Source organism: Thioalkalivibrio sp. ALR17-21, from assembly GCF_000420185.1.
GTDB lineage: Bacteria > Pseudomonadota > Gammaproteobacteria > Ectothiorhodospirales > Ectothiorhodospiraceae > Thioalkalivibrio > Thioalkalivibrio halophilus.
Map to the genome: position 1 here is coordinate 39494 of NZ_ATUL01000006.1, position 23060 is coordinate 62553.

Consider the following 23060-nt stretch of genomic DNA (forward strand, 5'->3'; position numbering starts at 1 on the left):
TATGCGGTTGGAAGATTTCCTGCAGGCGGATGACGCGCTGTGCAGCTTCTCCGGTGCGTTCAATGCCATCGTCGAACGCATCAACGATCCAACCGCGAGCGTCGCCGACATCACCGAGGCGATCGAACTGGACCCCACGGTCGCGGCCAAGACCCTGCGCCTGGCCAATTCGTCGTTGTACGGGTTCCCGCAGGAGATCGAGACCCTGCATCGGGCAGTGGCCATCATCGGCCTGCAGCAGATCCGGCAGATCGTACTGTCCACCGTGGTGATCGAACATTTCCGCGGCCTGCCGGTGATCGGCGTGGACATGAGTTCGTTCTGGCGACACAGTCTGGCGACCGCGATCATCGCCCGCGGAATCGCCCGTTTCCGTCGCGAAGCCAACGTTGACCGGCTGTACCTGTTCGGGCTGCTGCACGACATCGGCCGTCTGATTCTGTTCCTGCGCCTCGGCCGCGATACCGAGGAGCTGATCAACCTGCGCGAACGCGACGGTGAGCTGCTGTTCGTCACGGAACAGCGTTTTCTCGGATTCGACCATACGACCATCGGCAGCGGCCTGCTGGAGCAATGGGGCATGACGCCCGCTCACGTGGAAGCCACCCGCTATCACCACGACCCGCTGGCCGCGCCCGCCTTCCCGGTCGAGGCCGGCATCGTGCACGTCGCCGATTCGCTGGCCAACGCCCTGCGCCTGGGTTCCTCCGGGGAGCGCATGGTGCCGCCGGTCCGGGCCGAGGCTTTTGAACGGATAGGACTGGAGACCGCCGCCTGTGAAGATATCGCCGATACGGCACGCGAACAGCTCGATCAGCTGGCCCGAATCCTCCTGGACTGACCCCGCCATGAGCCCTTCGTACCGGACGCCGGAAGAATTCGAGCAGCTGCAGGAGCGAATTCGCTACCTGGAGCAGAGCCTCGAGGGCAACGCCTACGTGATGGACGTGCTGTCCTCGACGACGGCAATCTTTGGCGATACCGAGGGCAACCGCCGCCCCGAAGTGATCGTGCGCAACACCCTCGAAGCCGTGCGCCGCCTGCTGGCGCTTCCGGAGTCGGCCATCTATCTGCTCGACGGCGACGCCTCGTTCAATCTGGCCCAGCACGACGCGGAAGACGATACCCCCGGTGACCTGCCCGACCGTGTGGAACAGCTGATCCAGCAGGGGACCTTCTCCTGGGCCCTGCACGAAAACCACCCGGTGTTCCTGCCCGCCGGCGAAGATGGCGGGATGGTGCTGCTGCACGTCATATCCACCCGTACCCGGGTGCGCGGGATGTTCGCCGCCCGGCCGGGCCAGGACGAAGCCCCGCGTCACGAACTGGTCATGTCCGCCCTGACCCTGGTGCTGTTCAACGCGGCCTACGCGCTCGAATCGGCCGATCTCTACCACCTGATGGAACGGCGCCAGCAGGCCCTGCAACGCATCACCGAACGGCAATCGCGCGAGCTCCTGCATCACATGTCGCACGACTCGCTGACCAACCTGCCCAACCGCATGCTGTTCAGTGACCGTCTCGCCCAGGCCATGGAGCGTCATGCCAACGGCTCCAGCCATGTCGCGCTGATCCTGCTCGACCTGGACAATTTCAAGCGGCTGAATGACGCGCTGGGTCATCGCGCGGGGGACGAACTGATCCGCAAGGTAGCCACCGATCTTTCCGTCCTCCTGGAGACCCCCCGCGGATCAACGGGTGGCCAGGGCCCCAGCCCGACGCTATCGCGGCTGGGTGGCGACGAATTCGGCATCCTGGTGGAGGGGATCCAGGGGCTCGAGGGCGTCGTCCGTCTGGTGACCGAAATCGTGCGGACCACGGCGGTGGAACGGACGGTGGCCGACCATCCGGTGCTGACCTCCTGCTCGGCCGGAATCGCGGTGTTCCCCTACGACGGCGACGAACCCGACACCCTGCTCAGCAACGCCGACGCCGCGATGTACGATGCCAAGGAACGTGGCCGCAACGGCTTCCGCTTCTACACCCAGGACCTCAATTCGCGAACCTTCCGGCACTTCCGCCTGGAAACCGACCTTGGCGGCGCCATCGAGGATGACCAGCTGCGGCTGCATTATCAGCCCAAGATCGAGCTGGCGACCGGCCGTGTCGTGGGTGCCGAGGCCCTGATCCGCTGGGACCACCCGCGTCTGGGGATGCTGCCCCCCGGTCAGTTCATGGAAATCGCGGAAGACATGACCCTGATCGAACAGATCGGAGAATGGGTTCTGCAACAGGCCTGCCGCGATCTCGCCTCCCTGCCCGGAACCGCGCAGGCGCTTCCGCATATCGCCATCAACGTCTCCGCGCGCCAGCTGCGCCAGCCCAATCTTGCGGAGGAATTCTTCGCGATCACCGAGGAACACGGGATCCCCGCCGACCGCATCGAGCTGGAGCTCACCGAGAGCGTGATCATGGATGACGCCGACACCGCCGCGCGCGTGTTCCAGCGCCTGCGCGAAGTCGGCATGTCACTGGCAGTGGACGACTTCGGTACCGGACACGCATCGCTGACCCAGCTCAAGCAGCTTCCGGCCGACACCCTCAAGATCGACCGCTCCTTCGTGATGGATCTGGAGAAGAGCCACGAGGACGCCAAGATCGTGCGTGCGATCGTGGTCATGGCGCGCAGCCTGGACATGCAGCTGGTGGCCGAAGGAGTGGAAACCGACGCGCAGATCCACTTGCTGCGGGAATTCGGCTGCGATTACGCCCAGGGGTTTCGGTATTCCCGGCCGGTCGCCTTCGACGAATTGCGGGAGATGATCGTCAACGACGTGCGCATGCTGCCCGAGTCCGAATAACGCGAACACCGAACCGCGCCGAACGGCCGGTTCAGGCGCCGCCGTCCGCTCCTCCGGTCAGACGCAGCGGATCCAGCAGGCCGCGCAGGCGATCGCGATCCATGCCGGTGTGCTCCGCCGCCACTTCGATGATCGGCCGCCCGGAGGCGTAGGCCTCCTTGGCGATGCGGGCCCCCGCCTCATAACCGATCTCGGCGTTGAGCGCGGTCACCAGGATCGGGTTGCGATCCAGGGCCGCGCGCATCACCTCCTCGTTGACGCTGAAGCCCGCCACCGCGCGCTCGCCCAGATGGTCGGCAGCGCGCGCCAGCAGCCCCGTCATCTGCAACAGGTTGTCGGCGATCAGCGGCAGGCCCACGTTGAGCTGGAAGTTGCCGGCGGCGCCGGCGGCCGTGACCGCAGCGTCCAGTCCGATCACCTGGCGCGCCGCCATCAGCACCGCTTCAGGAATAACCGGATTCACCTTGCCGGGCATGATCGAACTGCCCGGCTGCAACGCCGGCAGCGCAATCTCGCCGAGTCCGGCGAGCGGGCCCGAGTTCATCCAGCGCAGGTCCTCGGCGATCTTGATCAGCGCGGTGGCCACGGTCCGCAGCTGACCCGAATATTCCACTGCGGTGTCCTGGCTGGCCAGCGCGGCGAACCCGTTCGGCTCGCGCCGGAATACCAGCCCGGTGCGTTCGGACAGGCGCTCCGCCACCCGCTCGCCGAACCCTTCCGGGGCATTGACCCCGGTACCCACCGCGGTCGCGCCGATGGCCAGCCGCCCCAGCCGGTCGCGGGTCGCCTCGAGGCGCTCCACCGCCTGCTCCAGCTGCGTGCGCCAGCCGGACAGTTCCTGGTCCAGGCGTACCGGCATGGCATCCATCAGATGAGTACGACCGGTCTTGACCAGGGTCTTTGCCCCCGCCTCGCGCCGTGCGATGGTCGCGATCAGGCGCCGCACCGCCGGAAGCAGCTCGTGTTCCAGCTGGTTGAGCGCGGCCACGTGCAGCGCCGTGGGGATCACGTCGTTCGAGCTCTGCGAGCGGTTCACGTGATCATTGGGGTGGACCGCCCCGGTGGCGCCGGTCGAGGCCAGATGCGCCAGCACCTCGTTCATGTTCATGTTGCTGCTGGTGCCCGAGCCCGTCTGGTACACGTCCACCGGGAAGGCATCGGCATGCTCGCCCAGCGCCACCGCCTCGGCCGCCTGCACGATGGCCTGCGCGGCCTCTCCGTCCAGCTGGCCCAGACCGTGATTGGCCTCGGCACAGGCCGCCTTGACCTGCGCCAGGGCACGGATGAAGGCGCCCGGCAGCGGGCGTCCGGCGATGGCGAAGTTGTCCATTGCACGCTGGGTCTGCGCGCCCCACAGGGCATGTTCGGGCACCTCCACGGTGCCCAGGCTGTCGTGTTCCTGGCGATGGCCTGATCGGGTCATTCCTGGCTCCGGCGGTCGACTTGATCGTTGTATTATACTGCGCCGCACAAGCAAGCCCCATCACAAGGCCGACCATGTCCCTGAACGCCCTCACCGCCATCGCCCCGGTCGATGGCCGTTATGCCCGTCACACCCGCGACCTTGCTCCCTGGTTCAGCGAGCAGGGCCTGATGCAGGCCCGCGTGCGCGTCGAGATCGCCTGGCTCAAGGCGCTGGCCGCCGAGCCCGCGATCACCGAGGTCCCGGCGCTCTCCGCCGAAGGCACCGCCGCGCTGGAGCGCATCGCGGCCGAGTTCGACAACGCCGCCGGCGAACGCGTGAAGGCCATCGAGGCGACCACCAATCATGACGTCAAGGCGATCGAGTACTACATCAAGGAGCAGATGCAGGACCATTCCGAACTCGCCGCGCGCATGGAGTTCGTGCATTTCGCCTGCACCTCCGAGGACATCAACAACCTCGCCTACGGCGTGATGGTGCGCGAGGCGCGCAACGAGGTGATGCTGCCGGCGCTGGACGGCATCGTGGATACCCTGCGCCAGTTGAGCGGGGAGTTCGCCGACCAGCCGATGCTCTCGCGCACCCACGGTCAGCCCGCCTCGCCCAGCACCATGGGCAAGGAGATCGCCAACGTAGTGCACCGCCTGCAGGCCCAGCGCGAGCAGCTGGCCGGCGTGGTCTGCCGCGGCAAGATCAACGGCGCGGTGGGCAACTTTAATGCCCACGTGGTGGCCTACCCCGAGGTCGACTGGCCGGCACTGGCGCGGCGCGTGGTCAGTGACCTGGGCCTCGAGCCCAGTTCGCACACCACCCAGATCGAGCCGCACGACTACCTCGCCGAGATGTTCCACGCCTTCATGCGCGCCAACACCATCCTGCTGGATGCCTCGCGCGACATCTGGGGCTACATCTCGCTGGGCTATTTCAAGCAGAAGGTCGTGGCCGGCGAAGTCGGCTCCTCGACCATGCCGCACAAGGTCAACCCGATCGACTTCGAGAACGCCGAAGGCAACCTCGGCCTGGCCAACGCGGTGTTCGATCACCTCGCCGGCAAGCTGCCGGTCTCGCGCTTCCAGCGCGACCTCACCGACTCCACCGTGCTGCGCAACATCGGCATGGGCTTCGCGTGGTCGCTGATCGCCTGGAAGGCCTTCGCCCGCGGACTGGGCAAGCTGGAGATCGAATCCACTCGCATGGACGAAGATCTGGATGCCAACTGGGAGGTCCTCGGCGAAGCGGTGCAGACGGTGATGCGCCGCTACGGCATCGATTCGCCCTACGAGAAACTCAAGGACTTCACCCGCGGCCGCCGGATCACCCCTGAGGCCCTGCACGAGTTCATCGACGCGCAGGACATCCCCGAGGAGGCCCGCGCGCGCCTGCGCGAGCTGACCCCCGGGCGTTACACCGGTCTGGCGGACCGCCTGGCCCGCGACGTCTGAGTCGACCATGGCAGCGCCCGATCCGGATACCCCGCTGACCCTGCTGGGCGGACTCACGCCGGCCGCGTTCCTGCGGGATTACTGGCAGCAGAAACCCCTGCTGATCCGCGGCGCGATCCCCGGGTTCCAGAACCCCATCGAAGCCGACGATCTCGCCGGTCTGGCGACCGATCCCGAGGCCGGCAGCCGGCTGGTCCTCGGCCACCGCGAGCGCAACGACTGGGACGTGGAATACGGCCCGTTCGAGCCGGACCGCCTGGCCCGGCTGCCGGAACGCGACTGGACCCTGCTGGTCAGTGATATCGAACGGTTCTGGCCCGATGGCCCCGGATTCCTCGCGCAGTTCGATTTCATCCCGCGCTGGCGGCGCGACGACCTGATGATCTCGTACGCCCCGCCCGGCGGCTCGGTGGGCCCGCACGTGGATCAGTACGACGTCTTCCTGTTTCAGGCGGCGGGCCGCCGCCGCTGGCAGATCCAGGATCGGCCCGGGAACCCGGAATGCTTCGAGGATTTGCCGCTGGCGATCCTGCGGGACTTCCGGCCCACCGACTCCTGGGATCTGGAACCGGGCGACATGCTGTACCTGCCGCCGGGCGTCCCGCATTACGGTGAATCCCTGGATCGCGAATGCATGACCTGGTCCGTCGGCTTCCGCGCCCCGGCCATCCTCGACGTGCTCACCGGGTTCCTGGAAGAACGCGCGAACGTGATCGGGGATCAGGCCCGCTTCGAGGACCCGGGGCGCCCCGCCGACCAGTGGCCGGGGGAGCTTCCGGCCGGCGACCGGCGCGAACTGCGCGACGCCCTGCGGGCCCTGCTGGCGGCGGACGATGCCGATCTGGACGCCTATCTCGGCCGCTTTCTGACCCGTCCCACGGCAGGCATCGGGCTCGCTGCCCCGGACGAGGACGCCCCGCCCCCGGCCCCGCAGCCGGGTGTGCGTTACCGCATCCATCCGGGCATCCGTCGGGCCTGGTTCCACGGTCCGGACGGCCCGGTGCTGTGCATCGCCGGGCATGATCACCCCACGCCGGCGCTGGAACCGGAACAGCTGGAGATCTTTTGTACCGTGGAGACCCTCGCTGCGGCGGACTGGGAGGCCGGTTTCCCGTCGATCCATCGGGTGCTGGAGGACGGCCTGCGCGAGGGGTGGCTGGAGCCCGACGACTGAGGGAAACACGCAGCGGCGCTGCCGCCCGGGGCCAGCCCTGCGGCGGATTTCAGCCGGCCGGGGCCACCGCCTCGCCCTGCGCCGCCGGACAGGCGGCCGCCGCCCGTTCAATCAGTTCGGGGCCGGCATCCGGCCGATGGGCCCCCTCGGTCAGGATCCGCCGCCACTGCCTCGCCCCGGGTTCGCCGTGGAACAGCCCCAGCACATGGCGGGTCAGCCGCGCCAGCGGCACGCCGTCACGGCGCATCGCTTCGGCCATGTCCAGCAGCCCGCCGACCACCTCGGCACGCTCCGGCCGCCAGGCCTCGCCGAAATACAGCCGATCGACCTCCGCCAGACTCCACGGCCGGTGATAGGCATGGCGCCCGAACATCACTCCGTCCAGCGTGGCCAGGTGTTCCCGCGCGCTGACCACGTCGTCCAGCCCCCCGTTCAGCACGATCACGCACCCCGGGAATTCGGCCTTCAGCCGGTGTACCCGCGCGTAGTCCAGCGGCGGGACGTCGCGGTTGTCCTTCGGGCTCAGTCCCTGCAGCCACGCCTTGCGCGCATGCACGATGAAATGCCGGCAACCGGCATCCGACACGGTACGCACGAAGGCATGCAGATCCGCATCCGAATCCTGCTCGTCGATACCGATGCGATGCTTGACCGTCACCGGGATGTCGACCGCCGCCTGCATGGCCTCCACCGCGCGCGCGACCCGGTCGGGTGTCGCCATCAGGCTGGCTCCGAAATCGCCGGACTGTACCCGGTCCGACGGACAGCCCACGTTGAGATTGATCTCGTCGTAGCCGAAGTCCTCGCCAATGCGCGCGGCCTCCGCCAGCGTGTCGGGCTCGGATCCCCCCAGCTGCAGCGCCAGCGGATGCTCGACCTCCGCGTAGCCGAGGAGATGCACGCGATCGCCCCGCACCACCGCGTTGGCATGCAGCATTTCGGTGTACAGCAATGCGTGCCGTGTCAGGAGCCGGTGGAAGCGTCGGCACCAGCGGTCCGTCCAGTCCATCATCGGCGCGACGGAAAAGCGCTCCGGCCGGCCCGCGAGCGATGGCACGCAGGCCGTCGGCGAGCCGGATTGCGGCGCGCACACGATGGGGTTGGCAGAAGGCGGATCGGACATTCCGGGCTGAACCATAAACTGGCCGCCCATGGTGTCCCGGCGCGCCCCCGACGTCCAGTAACGCCCGACTCTGCCTGTGCCAATGCGACACGGGTCAGCCTGACCCGCTGTGTCCGACCGACTCAACCGCCCGCCGCCGGGCTATCTCTGGAACCATTTCACAGAATCCACCGTAACCCACTGATCCTTCGGGCTTCCAGACACCCTCTCCCTCACCTGGCACGGCCCCTGCTTTCCCGTCGGGTGCAGACGCCGGCTTCGCCGTTATTTTCGGCCTCCGGAGTCTGCGAGAACTTTCTACAGCCTCCAAGGAGCGCAGATCCATGAAATATCGCAAGACTGCCATCGCTTTTGCCCTCTCCTCCCTGTTCACCATTGGCTCCATGGCTACCGCCGGCGCCATGGGCGGCGGCGGTGCCGAACAGGGCGGTGCCCCGCCGGCCGAGGAAGGGGCACCGGAAGCGGGGGCTCCCCCGGAGGCCGGTGGTGCGCCTGACGCCGGAGGGGCTCAGGGCGGTGCGCCGCCGGCAGACGAGGGTGCTGCCGGGGGTGCCGATGCCGGTGGCGCGCCCATGGGTGCAGAAGAAGACGAAGACGACGACGAAGACGACGGCGCTCCGGACTGGTAACGCGCCCTCCCCTGCACACGCCGAAGCGGTCCTGCGGGCCCTTCGGCGTCTTTTTGCCTGCATGCGGGCCTGCGCATGTACAATCCGATGCGAATTCAGTCACGGAATCGCCGGATGACGTCTCCCGCAACCCCGCAGACCAACGATTTCCAGCAAAACGTTTCGCGCATGGTGGAACGCGCGATGCGCTACCTCGAGATCCCCGACGGGGCACACGAAGCGCTGCAGACCTGCGATTCGGTCATCCAGGTGTCTTTCCCCATCCAGTTCCGGGACCGCGTGGAGGTCTTTCATGGCTGGCGAGCCGTGCATTCCGCGCACCGGCTCCCGGTCAAGGGCGGCATGCGTTTCGCGCCCACCATGGACCAGGCCCACGCCGAGGCCCTCGCGGCACTGATGTCCTACAAGTGCGCAATCATCGACATCCCGTTCGGCGGTTCCAAGGGCGGCCTGCGCATCGACCCGCGCCAGTACAATGAATGGGAACTGGAACGCATCACCCGCCGGTTCGCCCACGAACTGATCCAGCGCGACTACATCTCTCCGGCGCAGAACGTCCCGGCCCCCGACGTCGGCACCTCCCAGCGGGAAATGGCCTGGATGGCGGACACCTATCGCCAGCACCGTCCGGACGATATCAACCACGTCGCCGCGGTGACCGGCAAACCGGTGGATCTGGGCGGCATGCGTGGCCGGCTGGAAGCCACCGGCCGCGGCGTGCAGTACGCCCTGCAGGCCTTCTTCCGTTCGAAGGCGGCCGTCGCGGAGGCGGGCCTCGAGGGCGGCCTGAGTCAGCAGCGGGTCATCGTCCAGGGCTTCGGCAACGTGGGCTATCACCTCGCCCATTTCCTGCAGCAGGACAACAACGTCCGCATCGTCGGGATCATCAAGAGCGACGGCGGCATCTACGCCGAGCAGGGCCTCGATGTCAACGCGGTACATGACTACATGAACCGCACGGGCACCCTGGAAGGCTATCCGGGCGTGCGTTTCGAACGCGATGGCAACCGCCTGATGGAAGAAGACTGTGACGTGCTGGTCCCGGCCGCGCTGGAAGGCGCGATCCACGAGGACAACGCGCCGCGCATCCGCGCCCGCCTGGTGGTCGAGGCCGCCAACGGCCCCTGCACCTTCGAGGGCGACCGCATCCTGCAGCAGCGCGGAATCACGGTGCTGCCCGACGTGTTCGTCAATGCCGGCGGCGTGGTGGTCTCCTATTTCGAATGGGTGCGCAACATCCAGCACATCCGCTTTGGCCGCATGGAACGCCGCTACGACCAGGCCCAGGGCCAGCACATCGTCAGCGCCATCGAGATGATGACCAACCAGGATGTGCCCGAGTGGCTGCGCGACTCCATCGTGCGTGGTGCCGAGGAGATCGATCTGGTGCGCTCGGGCCTGGACGACACCATGCGCGAGGCCTTCAGCGAGATGCAGGAAGTGCGCGAGGTGGAAAGCAACGGTGAGGTCCTCGACTACCGTACCGCGGCGTACCTGATCGCCCTGCGCAAGATCATCCGCGCCCGTCCCGACCTGAAGGTCATCTGACCCGACCGAAACGGGCCTCCAGCGCCGCGAACACCGCCCGCAGCCCCATCGCCTCGCCACCCTTCGGCCGGCCCGGGCGTGCGCGGGTGTTGAAGGCCATGATGTCGAAATGCAGCCAGGGCGTTTCGGCCGGCACGAAATCCTGCAGGAACAGCGCCGCGGTGATCGCCCCGGCCTGCCCGCCCGAACTGGCGTTGACCACGTCGGCCACGTCGCTCTCCAGCATGTGCCGGTACGGCGCATGCAGTGGCAGCCGCCAGACCGGATCGTCCCACGCGCGTGCCGGCTCTTCCAGGGCGGCCGCCCAGGCGTCGTCGCTGGCGAAGAACGCGGCGATCTCGTGCCCTACGGCCACCCGCGCCGCACCGGTCAGGGTGGCGAAATCCACCACCAGGGCCGGCTCCAGTTCGCCCGCGCGGTCCAGCAGATCGGCCAGCACCAGGCGGCCCTCGGCATCGGTATTGTCGATCTCCACGGTACGCCCGCTGCGCGTGCTCAGGACATCGCCCGGACGGAAGGAACGCGAACCCACCGCATTCTCCACCGCCCCGATCAGGACCGTCAGGCGGACTGCAAGTCCGGCCCGCATGATCAGGCCGGCCAGCCCCAGCGCCGTGGCCGCACCGCCCATGTCCTTCTTCATCTGCCGCATCGCACTGTCGGGCTTGATGTTCAGACCGCCGGAATCGAAACAGACCCCCTTGCCCACCAGTACCACCGGCGGGGCATCCTCCGGCCCCCAGGTCAGCTCGATCACCCGCGGGTGGTGTTCGCTGGCGCGCCCTACGGCATGGATGCATGGCCAGTCCCGGGCCACCTCATCGGGATCCACCACCACCCGGGCGGCTCCGCCGTGACGTTCGGCCAGATCCTCGGCCTCCGCCGCCAGTTCGCCCGGCATCAGATCGGCCGGGGCCGTATTGATCAGATCGCGGGTGTGGCCGATCGCCGCCACCATGGATGTGACCCGCTCCCGATTCACCCCGTCCGGCCAGATCAGCCGCACCGGCTGATCCTCCCCGTCCGGTTTGCTGCGATAACGCCCGAAGCGATACCGTCCCAGCCCCCAGCCGACCGCAGCCCGTCCGCGTGCCTCTGCCGCAAGACCCGCCCCCTGCAGGCGATAATCTCCCCCCGGCAGGGACCCCGCCGCCGCGGCCAGCATCCACAGGGGCTGGTCGACGTCGTAGCCGACCAGGACCGCTTCCAGCTCACCCTGGTCCCCGGCGATCTGCAGAACGCCTCCGGCCTCGCCGGTAAAACCCGTCGCCCGCGCCCAGCGCGCATAGCGCGCGGGCCGCCCCTCCAGCGCGGCATGCAGGGACTCCGGCGTCACCGGGATCAGTTCAACGGCGGCGGGCGACTCATCAACAAAAACGGATTCCACTGGGGGCTTCCTCATCAGCACGGCAAAGGCCCCATAATAACGCCACCTGCGGCCGGGACGCCCGGCCCCCACCGACCGACAGGGAACGTGCCATGACGCCAGCACTGGAAATCCGCGGGCTGCGCAAGACCTACAACAACGGCTTCGAAGCCCTCAAGGGAATCGATCTCGAGGTCTCCCCCGGCAGCTTTTTCGCCCTGCTCGGGCCCAATGGCGCCGGCAAGTCCACCACCATCGGCATCATCACCTCGCTCGTGAACAAGACGGCCGGGGAAGTCCGGGTGTTCGGCCACGACCTCGACCGGGATCCCCGGGGCGTAAAGCGCTCGATCGGTCTGGTCCCGCAGGAGTTCAATTTCAACCAGTTCGAACCGGTGGGCGAAATCGTCGTCAACCAGGCCGGCTACTACGGCATTCCCCGCCGCGAGGCCTGGGACCGCGCCGGCCACTATCTCAACGAACTGGGCCTGTGGGACAAGCGCGAGAACATGGCCCGCACGCTCTCCGGCGGCATGAAACGCCGCCTGATGATCGCCCGCGCCCTGGTGCACGAACCGCGGCTGCTGATCCTCGACGAACCCACCGCCGGGGTCGACATCGAATTGCGGCGCTCCATGTGGGACTTCCTGCAGAAGATCAACGACGACGGCCGGAGCATCATCCTGACCACCCACTATCTCGAGGAAGCCGAATCGCTCTGCCGCAACATCGCGATCATCGACGACGGGCGCATCATCGAGAACACCACGATGAAGCAGCTGCTGGCCCAGCTCGAGACCGAGACCATGGTCCTGGACCTGGTGGAACCCCCGCTGGCGGTCCCGGAGGGCGGCCCGATCCCGCTCCGACGCATCGACGAACTGACCCTGGAGGCCGAGATCCACTCCAACCAGAACCTGAACGATCTGTTCCAGCTCCTTGATAACCAGGGGATCCGGGTCCAGAGCATGCGGAACAAGGCGAATCGTCTGGAAGAGCTCTTTGTCCGCATGACCCAGAACGAGGCCACCCGCAGCCCGCTGACACCCGGCGGCGACGGAGCCACCGAGCAGCAGGAGGGCCAGGCATGACCCGCGCGGATCTCCGGTTGTGGGGCACCGCCCTGCGCACCATCGCAATCAAGGAAATACTGCGTTTTGCCAGAATCTGGGTGCAGACCGTGCTGCCCCCGGTCGTCACCACCGCGCTGTACTTCATCATCTTCGGGGGCCTGATCGGCGAACGCATTGGCGAAATGGAAGGCTTTCGCTACATGGACTTCATCGTTCCCGGGCTGATCATGCTCGCGGTGATCACCAACAGCTATTCCAACGTCGTATCATCATTCTTCGGTTCAAAGTTTCAGCGTCATATCGAGGAGCTGTTGGTCTCGCCGATCCCCAACAGCGTCATCATCCTGGGCTTCATATTCGGCGGCGTAGCACGCGGGCTCACCGTGGGCGTGGCCGTTCTGATTGTCTCGCTGTTCTTTTCGCCCCTGAGCGTGCACAACCCGATCGTGATGCTGCTGGTCGTCCTTTTGACTTCCATCCTGTTCGCACTGGCCGGACTGATCAATGGAGTATTCGCACGAACTTTCGACGATATCGCGCTGATTCCAACGTTCGTTCTAACCCCTCTGACCTACCTCGGAGGCGTCTTCTATTCAATCAGCCTGCTGCCCGATTTCTGGCAGGGCGCGTCCATGCTGAACCCGATCTTTTACATGGTGGACGCCTTTCGTTACGGCAGTCTGGGAACCAGTGACTTTCCCGTGATCGCATCCTTTGCCATCATCGCGATGTTCATCATTGTGCTCTATGGTCTGGCACTGTGGCTTCTGAATCGGGGAACGGGCATTCGCTCATGAAGACATTCAAGCGACGGCACCGCGAGAATCGGCGCATCCGTGAGGGTGGTTCACCTCGCGGCCAAACGTGGTATAAATCGGCAACGCCCAACGGAACCACGTCCATGAACGGTCAGCGCAGGATCACGTCTTCGGTCATCGTGGGAACCGCCGGCCTCGCCCTCGCAGTGGGTTCCGGCCTGGTCCTCGCCTCCAAGCCACAGGAAACGCAACAGCCCCTGCAGATCGCGCCACTCTCGACCGCGGACTCCGGGTCGCCGTACAACGGCTCCGGGGCTCGGGGCACGGAGATCCGTGCTGACTGGAGCCGGGCCTCGGTGGCCGAGCCGGTGCCCGCGGTGGGCGGCGCGGTTCCGCCGGGGGACACCCGCACGGTGGCATTCGCATTCGAACCCGACCAGGATGCCGGAGAGCCGCCGACGGCCAGCGAGCCGACGACCGGGGCCACGTCATACGAAACCTTTGACCTGGATGACGACGAGCCCTCCGCAACGGCCGAACTCGGCCACTCGGACTGGAATTCGCACACCCTGGATCGCAACGAGCGCCTCTCCGGGCTGTGGGAACAGGAATGGGATCTGCCGCTGGCCACGCTTTATCGCCTGCTGGACGACGACGAAAATGCCGACATCCTGAACCGTGTCCGCCCGGGCCAGGAGATCGAGTGGCAAGTGGACGACGAAGGCTACCTGACCCGGATGCGGCTGTGGACCGACAGCGCCTCGGGCTACGAATGGGTCCGCGAGGAGGACGGCTGGGACTTTGACCGCCATGAGGTCGAGAATGCCCGCGAGACCTCGCACCTGATCATCAGCGCCGAGATCGACGGCTCGATTTCCGCGGCCCTTTCTCGCCAGACCGAACTGTCCTCGCGGGCGGCCGCGGCGATCGCCGTGCTGATGGACCGCCACCTGCCGGTGCGCCTGAACGCACGCGCCGGCGATGAATTCACCCTGCTGGTGGAACAGGAGACCGTCGTCGGCGAGGACACGCCGCAAAACCTGAGACTGCTGGCGTTCGACTACAACGGCGAGCGGATTCAGGAGGAAGCCGCGCGCAACGTCAACGGACGCTTCTATCGCCCGGACGGCGAAAGCCTGCTGCCGCCGTTCGACCGCCGCCCCTTCTCCGGCAACTACCGCATCAGCTCGGGCTTCGATCCGCAGCGACGGCACCCGGTCACCGGGCGGGTCGCGCCGCACCACGGGACGGACTTCGCCATGCCGGTGGGGACCCCCGTTCAGGCACCGGCGGATGGTCGAGTCACGCGCGTCGAGCACGACCGGTATGCCGGTCGCTTCATCGTGATCGAACACGGGCAGGGCTACTCCACGCGCTATCTCCATCTGGACCGTGCCCTGGTCAGCCCGGGGGATGATGTCGAGCGGGGCGATCGCATCGCCCTGTCGGGCAACACCGGACGCAGTACCGGCCCGCACCTGCACTACGAGGTGCACGTAAAGGGACGGCCGAAGGATCCGATGCGAGTGGCGTTGCCCGAGAGCGACTCGCTCGAAGGCGAAGACCTCGAGCAGTTTCGCGAGATCGGCGAAGTCCTTTTCGCGCAGCTGGAGAACGGGCAGCGCGGCGAACAGGTCGCTCTGCGGCCGTTCAGCGAACTCGCCGGGCAATAAGAACCGACCCGCCGCCCCCGCCGTTGCCCGAAGCACTGGCCTTTGCACGTCTCGAATGGAGGGACGGACAGCCCGTCTCTCCCGAGTTCGGCGACGGCTATTTCGGCTCGGACGCGCCGCTCGAGGAAGCGCACGAAGTCTTTCTCGAGGCCAACGACCTTCCGCGGCGTTTTGCCCGGCCCGGCGCCCGACTTGCGGTCGCCGAGACCGGCTTCGGCACCGGTCTCAACGCCCTTCTGACACTGCGGGAGTGGCGCGCGCGGGCGCAGCCCGACGGCTTCCTGTCCCTGATCGGCTTTGAATCACGCCCCCTGCACCCCGACGACCTCGACCGCGCACATCGGATGCTGGGGCTGGACGGACCTGACGCCGAGCGTCTGCGCAGCGGTTACCCACCTCCGGTAACCGGCCTGCACCGGATCCATTTCCCGCAGGCACGAGCAGTCCTGACCCTGGTGTTCGGTGATGCGGCCGTCACCCTCCCGCAGCTGAATGCCGGCGTGGATGCCTGGTACCTGGACGGATTTGCACCGCGTCGCAACCCCGGCCTGTGGAATATTGGCGTGTTCCGTCAAATGGCGCGTATCTCCCGGCCCGGCACCACCTTTGGAACCTATGCAGCGGCCGGACAGGTGCGGCGGGACCTGGAAGCGGCGGGCTTCACCGTGCGGCGGGAACCCGGCCATGGCCGGAAACGCGAACGGCTGTGCGGTCATTTCGGCGACAGCAAACCCGCAAGCGACCCGGAAGATCGCCCGCGGCCCGAGCGCGTGGCGGTCATCGGCGCGGGTATTGCCGGGCTCTCGGCCGCCCTCGCCCTGCAGGACCGCGGCTGCAACGTCCACCTGTTCGATCCCGCCGGTCCCGGCGGCGGAGCCTCCGGTAACCCCGCGGCGGTGCTTCTGCCCCACCTGCTGCCCGACGACGCCGGGCTCAATGCCCTCGCCCTGACCGGGATGCGGCATACGCATGCGCTGATCAAGCGTGCCGCCGAAGGGCTGAACGGCGATGAATCCGAGGTCCTGCTGGGAGACAGCGTCGCCTTCCATGGTATTTCGGGGCATGCGCGCAAGCGCGTGCAGCGCCTGCGTGCGCGCGATCCGGCCGAGAGCGGGTATCTGTTCGATCCCGCCGCCACCACCCCTGCCGGCGCCCCGGGCCCGGTTCTGGACTACCCCGGCGGACGAGCGGTCAACATGAGCGCCCTCTGTCGCGGCCTGGCCGGCGCTCTTCCGGCAGTGGAACGCTACCGGGTCAGGGAGGTCCGGCCCGGACCCGACGAAGTGCTGCTGGAGTTCGACGGGGATCCGGCAACAAGCACGACCTTCCACGCCGTCGTCATCGCCACGGCTGGCGTGCCCCTTTGTCCCGAACAGGCACGGCTCGACACCGTTGGCGGACAGATGACCCGTCTGCGTTACCCGCTGGCAAGTCGCGATTTCCGGGTGCGCACCGGCCAGGGCTACTGGATACGCCAGGACACGGACGACCACTGGATCGGCGCAACCTATCGCCATGACGGCCTGCCCGATGATCCGTCCCTCCCGCCCGAACCGACTATCGAAGACGACCATCACAACCTGAGGCACCTGGCATGGGTACCGGGGATGCCGTCTCCGGAGGATGCCCGCATCATGGAACGCTGGACCGGGATCCGCGCCGTCTACCGGGACCGTCTGCCGCTAGTGGGAGCATCCAGCATGGACGCGCGCGGCCGGGTGATGCTGACGCTCGGGCACGGCTCCCGTGGGCTGCTGTATGCCCCGATCAGCGGTGAACTGGCCGCCGACCGGCTGGTGGACCTGCCGGAACCCGTTGAAAAGGCCGTGGCACGGCGCCTTTCACCGCGGCGCCTGGACAAGGGTCCGGGTTAAGGAAACGCTGATCCATGTGCACGCTGGCGGTGGTTCCCCGGGTTTTCCGAGACAAGGCGCGTCGCGCAGCGGGTAGTGACTCCGCCTGCAAGCGACGCAACGCAGGATCGGGGAACCGGGAGTGCCAACCCCGATCAGTGTTTCCTTAACGGACGTCGTCCCCCTCCACCCACGCCACCGCATTGCGTCCCCGCCCCTTCACCCGGTACATCGCCCGGTCGGCGGACGCGATCAGTTCGGACAGGCTCTCGCCGTGCTCCGGATGAAACGCAACGCCAATGCTGGCCGTGACGACGACCGAAACCAGCGCACCGTCATCCAGGGTCAGCTCCCATCGGGTTTCGAAGACGCCGCGGATCCTCTCGATGAGGGGGGGCACTTCATCCCGTGAGGCGAGGGATCCCGTCAGTATCAGGAATTCGTCGCCACCCAGACGCACGAGCAGGTCCTCGGCCCGCAGCTGGTCCGCGAGAGCCGCGGACAACCTGCGCAGTAGCTGGTCACCCACCGCATGTCCGTACTGGTCATTGACCGGCTTGAAACAGTCCAGATCGATGAAAATCATGGCCAGCTGCTCGCCCTGGCGTCGGGCACGGGAAGACATGCGGGGAAACGCGCGTTCCAGCGCCGCACGATTGGCCGCCTCGGTCAGTGGATCCTGCCACGCGAGCGTCTGGAGCCGCTCTTCCAGGTGGCGGCGGGCCGTGACATCCAGCGCATGCCAGACCACCGCCGCCCGGCCTTCGAAATGCGCGGCAATGGGACGCACGCGGGCCTCGAACCAGCGTTGCCCGTCCTCGCGGCATTCGCCCGGGGCATATCCCTCCGCCGATCCGGCCGGATGCAGAACGCCCGGGTCCAGAAGATATTCGGTTTCCTGCAGGGCTCCCTCGGAGAGCGCACGCCTTACAACCGCGAGAAACTGCCGGGCCACGGGCTCGGGCAGCAACTCCTCCACGCAATGGCCCACGATCGCCCCGGGCCCCTCAGCGTCGACTTCCCCCCGTGCCCAGGCATCTCCGAAGGAGCGATATACCCTCCCCTCTTCGCCAATGACCAGCGCGTGCCCGGGCATGGCCTCGAACAGGGCATCCTGCAGGTCGCGCGCCTGGGCAAGGGCCTCGAACAGCATCCGGTTTTCGTGCACGTCCACGAGGATGAGGAGCATGGCCTGCCCCTGCTCCCATGGGATCGGCACCCAGCGCAGCAGATGGAAGCGCCAGTGACCATCCGCCATGCGGACACGGACCTGACGGCCGGATGGCTCCGGGTCTTCTTCGGAGAAGTCGAGATCGGCCGGCAGACCTTCGATATCGTCCGGATGAAACAGAGCAAGGTCTTCAACCGTACCGAGCACACCGGGGGTGCGCCCGGTAGCGCGGCGAAACGCCGGATTGGTCCAGAGCAACCGTGTACCCCGCACCACCAGCGTGGCATCTTCCAGGTTGCTGACCAGTGCGTGATATTGCGCCAGAAGGCGACGACGGTCGCGGACGTATCCCGTCACGCGCCAGCTGAGACCGCCCAGGGCCAGCGTACCGACGATCCCGAAGGCCCACCAGGCCGGTGGCCGGGCGGTGGGAATGGCATCCTCCGCCGGGCGCGCCAGCAGCACCCATTCGCCACCGGCAAAACTGACCGTCTGGCGCCATTCAATGGGACCGGCCGCGATCTCCTGCGGATCATGGAACACCTCACCACGCGCGCCAGTCCCGTCCCTGCCCTTTATGGCAAGCTGCACGAGACCGCTGCCCTGCCCGAAACCCGCCCGCTCCAGAATCGCCTCGAAATCGAGGGCAACGCTGGACATCGTGAACAAGGGGGCAGGCGGCGAACCGTTCGTCACCCCGTCAACGGAGCCCGGTACTCCAACCGGGCTGCGTACCAGCAGGCCGACCCCGCCCTGCTCCAGTTCCCAGGGCCCGGCCACCACCGTCTGTCCGGAATCCATGACCCGACGGAACGAGTCTCCCTGTTCGGGGTGCTCCGCAACGTCGAGGCCGAGGGCTTCACGATTGCCCTCCAGCGGATACACGAAATGGATGCGGGAACCTGCCAGCAGCGTCAATGAGCGGAAGACTTCCGGATCCCGGCGATACAGCCGTTCGGCCACGCGTTCGAATTCCTCGACATCCAGACCGGGCCGGGCCTCGGCATAGGCCGAAAGACCGATGGTGGCGTGAACCAGACTGTTGATCACGCTTTCCAGGCGCGTACGCTTGCTGGCTACCTCGCTGGCGAGGTTGGAGTGATGGCGCTCCGTGAGCTGCCGCTCCCAGGCGCGATCCGCCAACAGGAACATGCCGGCAAACAGCAGCATTGCCACGAAGCCGACGGCCAGTGGCAGGGAACGCGGACTCCCGTGAAGGACCATCCCGCCAACGTCGTGGGCCCCGGGGTTTCGACCAGAATCTTCTTCGGACGGCTGGCTCATTTCCCCTGTCCCCGCAAACGGGGTCCCTTGAATCCACAATGCATCGGGAGCGGCACGAAAACCATTGCCTGTTGTCCTTCCGCCGGAAGAGCGCAGATTCCCGGCAGAAAAGCTGGTGGGGACGGCCGGACTCGAACCGGCACGGCCTTGTGGCCGGCAGATTTTAAGTCTGCTGCGTCTACCTGTTTCGCCACGCCCCCGCAGACACGGCGGATGATACCGCGTCAATCGGCGGAGGACATTCCCTCCTCGCCGGCGTCGAATTCCGCCAGAGGCAGCGGGACGTGCATCGACGCCGCCATGGCCCGCAGCAGTTCCACTTCGGCGGTCCGTACCTGCCCCCCGTGCGTCACGGTCGTCAGCATGGCCCGCACCAGGCGTTCCTTGTCCGCCATGCGCAGCGCATCGAGGGTATCCAGCACCTGGTCGAGGACTCCCGCCCATGCCCGGCTCCCCTCGGATTCGGTCCAGGCTTCGGGGAAATCCACCGCCGCCGGCGCCTGTCCCTCGATGCGCTCGATCCCCGCCGTCAGTGCGGCGCGTCCGGCGTCCGGGTCCCCGGGGTGGCCATGACGCGCGAGCACGGCCAGCAGGAACCGGGCCTCTTCGTGGTGCCGATCGAGTCGCCCATGTCCACCGGCACCGTCGTCACCGGGCTTTCCGGCATCCATCAGATGCCGGTTGAGCAGACGGCCCAGGGCATATTCAAATGCCGAAACCCGGCCATCCGCATGGATCAGGCTTTCCACCAGCTCCTGCAACTGCTCGCGTTCCTCGCGCGGGTGGCGGCGCAACACGGGGAAGGCCATCTCCAGCAGCGGAATCCGCAGGTCGTCACGCAGTTGCGGCACCATGTCGAGCAGCTGTCCGACCCTGCGCTCGCTGTCCCCGCCGCGTTTCTCCGCGACCATCAGGCGTTGTTGCTCACGCACATCGGGGTCGGCATTCATCAGGAGATACAGCACCACTTCCGCTGCCCAGCCATCGCTGTGGGCGGCCTGTTCCAGCGGCCCCGGCATCGAGGCCATCAGGAGCCCGGCACCGAGTATCTGCGCCAGTCCCGGATCGGCAATGCCGTCCACCAGCCGGTCGGCATCCAGGGGCAGCCCCCCGGGGCCCCGCCGGTCTTCCTTTTCCTCCTGCTCGGCGGCCGCCTCGGCCGCGGCCTGCCCCGATTCGGCTTCTTCACGCATTCGCCGGGCGACCTGCTCGAACTCGGACGGATCGAAACCCGGCTCGATCGCCCGAATCCGTTCCTCCAGTGGGGGGTGCGTCGCGAACATGCGCCCGAGGCCTCCACTGGCGAACAGCATGTGCCCCACCTCTTCGGAGTCCGCATCGAGGCGGGCATGACGTGCGCCGATCTTCTTCAGGGCCCCGGCGATGCCATCGGGCTGACGGGTAAACTGCACGGCCGAGGCGTCCGCCAGATACTCGCGCTGGCGCGAAACCGAAGCCCGGATCCAGCGGCCGAAGAACAGGCCGATGTAGCCCACCACCAGCAGTGCCAGGCCCGCGGCCATCAGACCGGCGGCGTTGCGGCTGTCACGCGAGAAACGCATGGCGATCAGCACCCGCTGCCCCACCAGCGCAAGCACCAGGATCCCGTACAGGATTCCGATCAGACGAATGTTCAGGCGCATGTCGCCATTGAGGATATGCCCGAATTCGTGGGCGACGACGCCCTGCAGCTCGTTGCGGTTGAGGGTTTCCAGGGTCCCCCGGGTCACCGCGATGGCTGCGTCGCCCGGCGCATGCCCCGCAGCAAAGGCATTGATGCCGCTTTCCTCCTCCAGCACGTAGATCTCCGGTACCGGCACCCCGGAGGCGATCGCAATTTCCTCGACCACGTTGACCAGGCGTCGGCGCAGCGGGTCCCGGGTGTCCGGCTCGACCCGCGTGCCGCCCAGCTCCCGGGCGACCTGGCCACCCCCGCCTCGCAGTGACGACGCCCGGTAAAGGCTCGCGCCACCGATCAGGACGATCGTGAACAGGGTCACCCAGAACAGGAGATCGAGATTGTTCCGGACCAGCTTGTCCAGCTGCAGGGCCTCGCCCGGCTGTGCCGATGGATCATGGCCCAGGAACAGCAGGGCGATCGCGTTCATCGCCACCACGATGGCAAGGACGGCCAGGGAAAACAGGACCAGCAGGAACCGGGTGCGGCGATGCGCCCGGTCCTGGTGTTCGAAAAAGTTCATGGTCGGGCTCGCTTACTGGAAGTTGACCTCGACCGCCTCCCGGCGCTGCGGATCCTCGATTTCCAGCAGCTCGGCGCGACGGAAACCGAAGTTGTTCGCGATCAGGCTGTTGGGGAACATTTCGCGCAGGATGTTGTAACTCATCACCGCGTCGTTGAATGCCTGCCGCGCGTAGGCGATGCGGTTCTCGGTGCTGCTGAGCTCTTCGGAGAGCTGCATCATGTTTTCGTTCGCCTTGAGGTCAGGATAGGCCTCGGACAGCGCGAACAGACGCCCGAGCGCGCCGGACAGCCCCTGTTCGGACTGCGACAGCTCACGCATGGCCTCGGGGTTGGAAGGATCGGCCGCCGCCTTCTGCAAGCTGCTCTGAGCCTGGTTCCGGGCCTGGATGACCGCCTCCAGCGTATCTTTCTCGTGCGCCATGTAGCGATCCGCGACCTTCACCAGATTGGGGATCAGGTCATACCGGCGGTTGAGCTGAACATCGATCTGCGCGAACGCGTTCTGATAGCGATTGCGCGACGTCACCAGGCGGTTGTACGTCCAGACCCCCCAGATCACCAGAAGGATCACGATCCCGAGCAGGACCCATTCCATGTCTCTTCTCCCATGCTTGCAACGAGGTCTTGGCAGTGTACGCCTTCCACCGGCGGCTCGCGAGCGCGACGCGCGGGCGCGGGATGTTTATCCTTGGGACATATGTCCATCCAATCCCGGCCACTGCTCCCATGAATGTTTCATCCCTGCTGGGCATGATCGGCGGGCTGGCGCTGTTCATCAGCATCATCGCCTTCACCAGCCAGGACCTGCTGGTATTCCTCAACCTCCCCGGTCTGGGCATCGTGGTGGGCGGGACCCTCGCTGCCACCCTGCTCAGCTACCCCCTGCATGAGCTGGTGCGGGTGTTCCGTCTCGCGGCCACGGTCATCCGCGACGAGCGCTACGACGTCACCCAGGACATGGAGGAGATCGTCGAAGTCTCGCGGCTGTGGTTCGCCCAGAACCTGCCCCGAGTCCAGGAGCGCCTGGAGAGCCTGCGCAACCCGTTCCTCAAGACCGGGGTCCAGCTGGTCATCGACGACACGCCCATGGAGGACGTTTCGGATCTGCTGCACTGGCGTCTCGCGCGTCTGCGGGCCCGCGAACTCGCCGAGGCCCAGGTGTACCGCACCATGGCCACCTATGCGCCCGCCTTCGGCATGCTGGGGACGCTGCTCGGCCTGATCAACCTGCTGCTGACCACCGAGACGGACGATTTCGCGGTAATCGCCGTGAACCTGGGCATTGCCCTGATCACCACCTTCTACGGCATCCTGCTGGCCAACCTTGTGTTCCGCCCCATTGCCATCAAGCTGGAACGCCGTACCGAGGAACGCGTGGTCGTGATGACCATGGTGCTGGAAGGCATCATGCTGATGCGCAAGGGGCGTACCCCGGGCTACATCCGCGAGACCCTGCGTTCGTTCGCCGAGAACCACCACGATGAAATCCGTCAGGTTCCGCCGACCGAGGAAGACGAACCAGGAGCGGGCGGGCGCTGA

Annotated in this window: 17 protein-coding genes and 1 tRNA gene; 11 read left to right on the forward strand and 7 right to left on the reverse strand. The window is 66.8% G+C overall.

The genetic code is table 11. The annotated features are described in order from the left end of the window. Window position 1 precedes the first annotated feature (1 nt). Together G020_RS0104555 and G020_RS0104560 are read left to right on the forward strand one after the other, a co-directional pair. The gene (locus G020_RS0104555; RefSeq protein WP_018946029.1) at window positions 2-841 is read left to right on the forward strand and encodes an HDOD domain-containing protein; all 840 of its coding nucleotides are present in this window, start codon (window positions 2-4) and stop codon (window positions 839-841) included. A 7-nt stretch (window positions 842-848) separates the two neighbouring features. After that, window positions 849-2801 carry a bifunctional diguanylate cyclase/phosphodiesterase gene (locus G020_RS0104560; protein ID WP_024328812.1) on the forward strand — a complete coding sequence of 651 codons (1953 nt, stop codon included), beginning with the start codon at window positions 849-851 and terminating at the stop codon, window positions 2799-2801. A 31-nt stretch (window positions 2802-2832) separates the two neighbouring features. On the opposite strand, the gene G020_RS0104565 is transcribed toward G020_RS0104560, so the two are convergent. Further along, on the reverse strand, window positions 2833-4224 hold the full coding sequence (locus G020_RS0104565; RefSeq protein ID WP_024328813.1) for a lyase family protein: 1392 nt from the start codon (window positions 4222-4224) through the stop codon (window positions 2833-2835). A gap of 74 nt (window positions 4225-4298) precedes the next feature. Between G020_RS0104565 and purB the strand changes: the two genes are divergently transcribed. After that, window positions 4299-5666 (forward strand): adenylosuccinate lyase, encoded by a 1368-nt coding sequence (gene purB / locus G020_RS0104570; RefSeq protein ID WP_024328814.1) that lies wholly within the window; start codon window positions 4299-4301, stop codon window positions 5664-5666. 7 nt (window positions 5667-5673) lie between these two features. After that, window positions 5674-6840 carry a cupin domain-containing protein gene (locus G020_RS0104575; RefSeq protein WP_024328815.1) on the forward strand — a complete coding sequence of 389 codons (1167 nt, stop codon included), beginning with the start codon at window positions 5674-5676 and terminating at the stop codon, window positions 6838-6840. Between the two features lie 49 nt (window positions 6841-6889). Here G020_RS0104575 and dusA read toward each other — a convergent pair whose 3' ends face one another. Then, window positions 6890-7963: a tRNA dihydrouridine(20/20a) synthase DusA gene (gene dusA / locus G020_RS0104580; protein ID WP_369774034.1), complete on the reverse strand. Its 1074-nt coding sequence runs from the start codon at window positions 7961-7963 to the stop codon at window positions 6890-6892. Window positions 7964-8286: 323 nt separating this feature from the next. On the opposite strand from dusA, the gene G020_RS0104585 reads away from it, so the two are divergent. Both G020_RS0104585 and G020_RS0104590 read left to right on the forward strand, forming a co-directional pair. After that, a complete protein-coding gene (locus tag G020_RS0104585) occupies window positions 8287-8592 on the forward strand; it encodes a hypothetical protein (protein ID WP_018869379.1) in 306 nt (101 codons plus the stop codon). Window positions 8593-8706: 114 nt separating this feature from the next. Beyond that, window positions 8707-10140 carry a Glu/Leu/Phe/Val dehydrogenase gene (locus G020_RS0104590; RefSeq protein ID WP_024328817.1) on the forward strand — a complete coding sequence of 478 codons (1434 nt, stop codon included), beginning with the start codon at window positions 8707-8709 and terminating at the stop codon, window positions 10138-10140. Here G020_RS0104590 and G020_RS0104595 read toward each other — a convergent pair. Then, entirely contained in the window at window positions 10133-11527 is a 1395-nt protein-coding gene (locus tag G020_RS0104595) for a M17 family metallopeptidase (protein ID WP_024328818.1), read from the reverse strand. The genes G020_RS0104590 and G020_RS0104595 overlap by 8 nt on opposite strands. A gap of 92 nt (window positions 11528-11619) precedes the next feature. On the opposite strand from G020_RS0104595, the gene G020_RS0104600 reads away from it, so the two are divergent. The 4 genes from G020_RS0104600 (at window position 11620) to mnmD (ending at window position 16884) form a co-directional block, all read left to right on the forward strand. Next, complete coding sequence (locus tag G020_RS0104600) at window positions 11620-12597, forward strand: ABC transporter ATP-binding protein (RefSeq protein WP_024328819.1); 978 nt, start codon at window positions 11620-11622, stop codon at window positions 12595-12597. Then, window positions 12594-13376 (forward strand): ABC transporter permease, encoded by a 783-nt coding sequence (locus G020_RS0104605; protein WP_018946038.1) that lies wholly within the window; start codon window positions 12594-12596, stop codon window positions 13374-13376. Before G020_RS0104600 ends, G020_RS0104605 begins: the two co-directional genes overlap by 4 nt. 104 nt (window positions 13377-13480) lie before the next feature. Beyond that, a complete protein-coding gene (locus tag G020_RS0104610) occupies window positions 13481-15010 on the forward strand; it encodes a peptidoglycan DD-metalloendopeptidase family protein (protein ID WP_024328820.1) in 1530 nt (509 codons plus the stop codon). Between the two features lie 23 nt (window positions 15011-15033). Continuing rightward, window positions 15034-16884, forward strand: coding sequence for a tRNA (5-methylaminomethyl-2-thiouridine)(34)-methyltransferase MnmD (mnmD, locus tag G020_RS0104615; RefSeq protein WP_024328821.1), 1851 nt, complete (start codon window positions 15034-15036; stop codon window positions 16882-16884). Window positions 16885-17029: 145 nt separating this feature from the next. On the opposite strand, the gene G020_RS0104620 is transcribed toward mnmD, so the two are convergent. From G020_RS0104620 to G020_RS0104635, 4 genes are all read right to left on the reverse strand, one after another. Next, entirely contained in the window at window positions 17030-19204 is a 2175-nt protein-coding gene (locus G020_RS0104620; protein WP_029681203.1) for a diguanylate cyclase, read from the reverse strand. Window positions 19205-19431: 227 nt separating this feature from the next. Further along, window positions 19432-19518, reverse strand: a tRNA-Leu gene (locus G020_RS0104625). 24 nt (window positions 19519-19542) lie between these two features. Continuing rightward, entirely contained in the window at window positions 19543-21519 is a 1977-nt protein-coding gene (locus G020_RS0104630; RefSeq protein ID WP_024328823.1) for a M48 family metallopeptidase, read from the reverse strand. A gap of 12 nt (window positions 21520-21531) precedes the next feature. Continuing rightward, on the reverse strand, window positions 21532-22116 hold the full coding sequence (locus G020_RS0104635; RefSeq protein WP_018946043.1) for a LemA family protein: 585 nt from the start codon (window positions 22114-22116) through the stop codon (window positions 21532-21534). Between the two features lie 131 nt (window positions 22117-22247). Between G020_RS0104635 and G020_RS0104640 the strand changes: the two genes are divergently transcribed. Continuing rightward, window positions 22248-23060: a motility protein A gene (locus G020_RS0104640; RefSeq protein ID WP_024328824.1), complete on the forward strand. Its 813-nt coding sequence runs from the start codon at window positions 22248-22250 to the stop codon at window positions 23058-23060.

What these genes read in the sequence shown, in the direction of transcription:
- G020_RS0104630 (WP_024328823.1), bottom strand. Translation starts at nt 21,519, where the DNA reads ATGAACTTTTTCGAACACCAGGACCGGGCGCATCGCCGCACCCGGTTC.
- G020_RS0104585 (WP_018869379.1), top strand. Translation starts at nt 8,287, where the DNA reads ATGAAATATCGCAAGACTGCCATCGCTTTTGCCCTCTCCTCCCTGTTC.
- G020_RS0104590 (WP_024328817.1), top strand. Translation starts at nt 8,707, where the DNA reads ATGACGTCTCCCGCAACCCCGCAGACCAACGATTTCCAGCAAAACGTT.
- G020_RS0104610 (WP_024328820.1), top strand. Translation starts at nt 13,481, where the DNA reads ATGAACGGTCAGCGCAGGATCACGTCTTCGGTCATCGTGGGAACCGCC.
- G020_RS0104620 (WP_029681203.1), bottom strand. Translation starts at nt 19,204, where the DNA reads ATGCTGCTGTTTGCCGGCATGTTCCTGTTGGCGGATCGCGCCTGGGAG.
- G020_RS0104575 (WP_024328815.1), top strand. Translation starts at nt 5,674, where the DNA reads ATGGCAGCGCCCGATCCGGATACCCCGCTGACCCTGCTGGGCGGACTC.
- G020_RS0104565 (WP_024328813.1), bottom strand. Translation starts at nt 4,224, where the DNA reads ATGACCCGATCAGGCCATCGCCAGGAACACGACAGCCTGGGCACCGTG.
- G020_RS0104560 (WP_024328812.1), top strand. Translation starts at nt 849, where the DNA reads ATGAGCCCTTCGTACCGGACGCCGGAAGAATTCGAGCAGCTGCAGGAG.
- G020_RS0104600 (WP_024328819.1), top strand. Translation starts at nt 11,620, where the DNA reads ATGACGCCAGCACTGGAAATCCGCGGGCTGCGCAAGACCTACAACAAC.
- G020_RS0104635 (WP_018946043.1), bottom strand. Translation starts at nt 22,116, where the DNA reads ATGGAATGGGTCCTGCTCGGGATCGTGATCCTTCTGGTGATCTGGGGG.
- dusA (WP_369774034.1), bottom strand. Translation starts at nt 7,963, where the DNA reads ATGTCCGATCCGCCTTCTGCCAACCCCATCGTGTGCGCGCCGCAATCC.
- G020_RS0104640 (WP_024328824.1), top strand. Translation starts at nt 22,248, where the DNA reads ATGAATGTTTCATCCCTGCTGGGCATGATCGGCGGGCTGGCGCTGTTC.
- purB (WP_024328814.1), top strand. Translation starts at nt 4,299, where the DNA reads ATGTCCCTGAACGCCCTCACCGCCATCGCCCCGGTCGATGGCCGTTAT.
- G020_RS0104555 (WP_018946029.1), top strand. Translation starts at nt 2, where the DNA reads ATGCGGTTGGAAGATTTCCTGCAGGCGGATGACGCGCTGTGCAGCTTC.
- G020_RS0104605 (WP_018946038.1), top strand. Translation starts at nt 12,594, where the DNA reads ATGACCCGCGCGGATCTCCGGTTGTGGGGCACCGCCCTGCGCACCATC.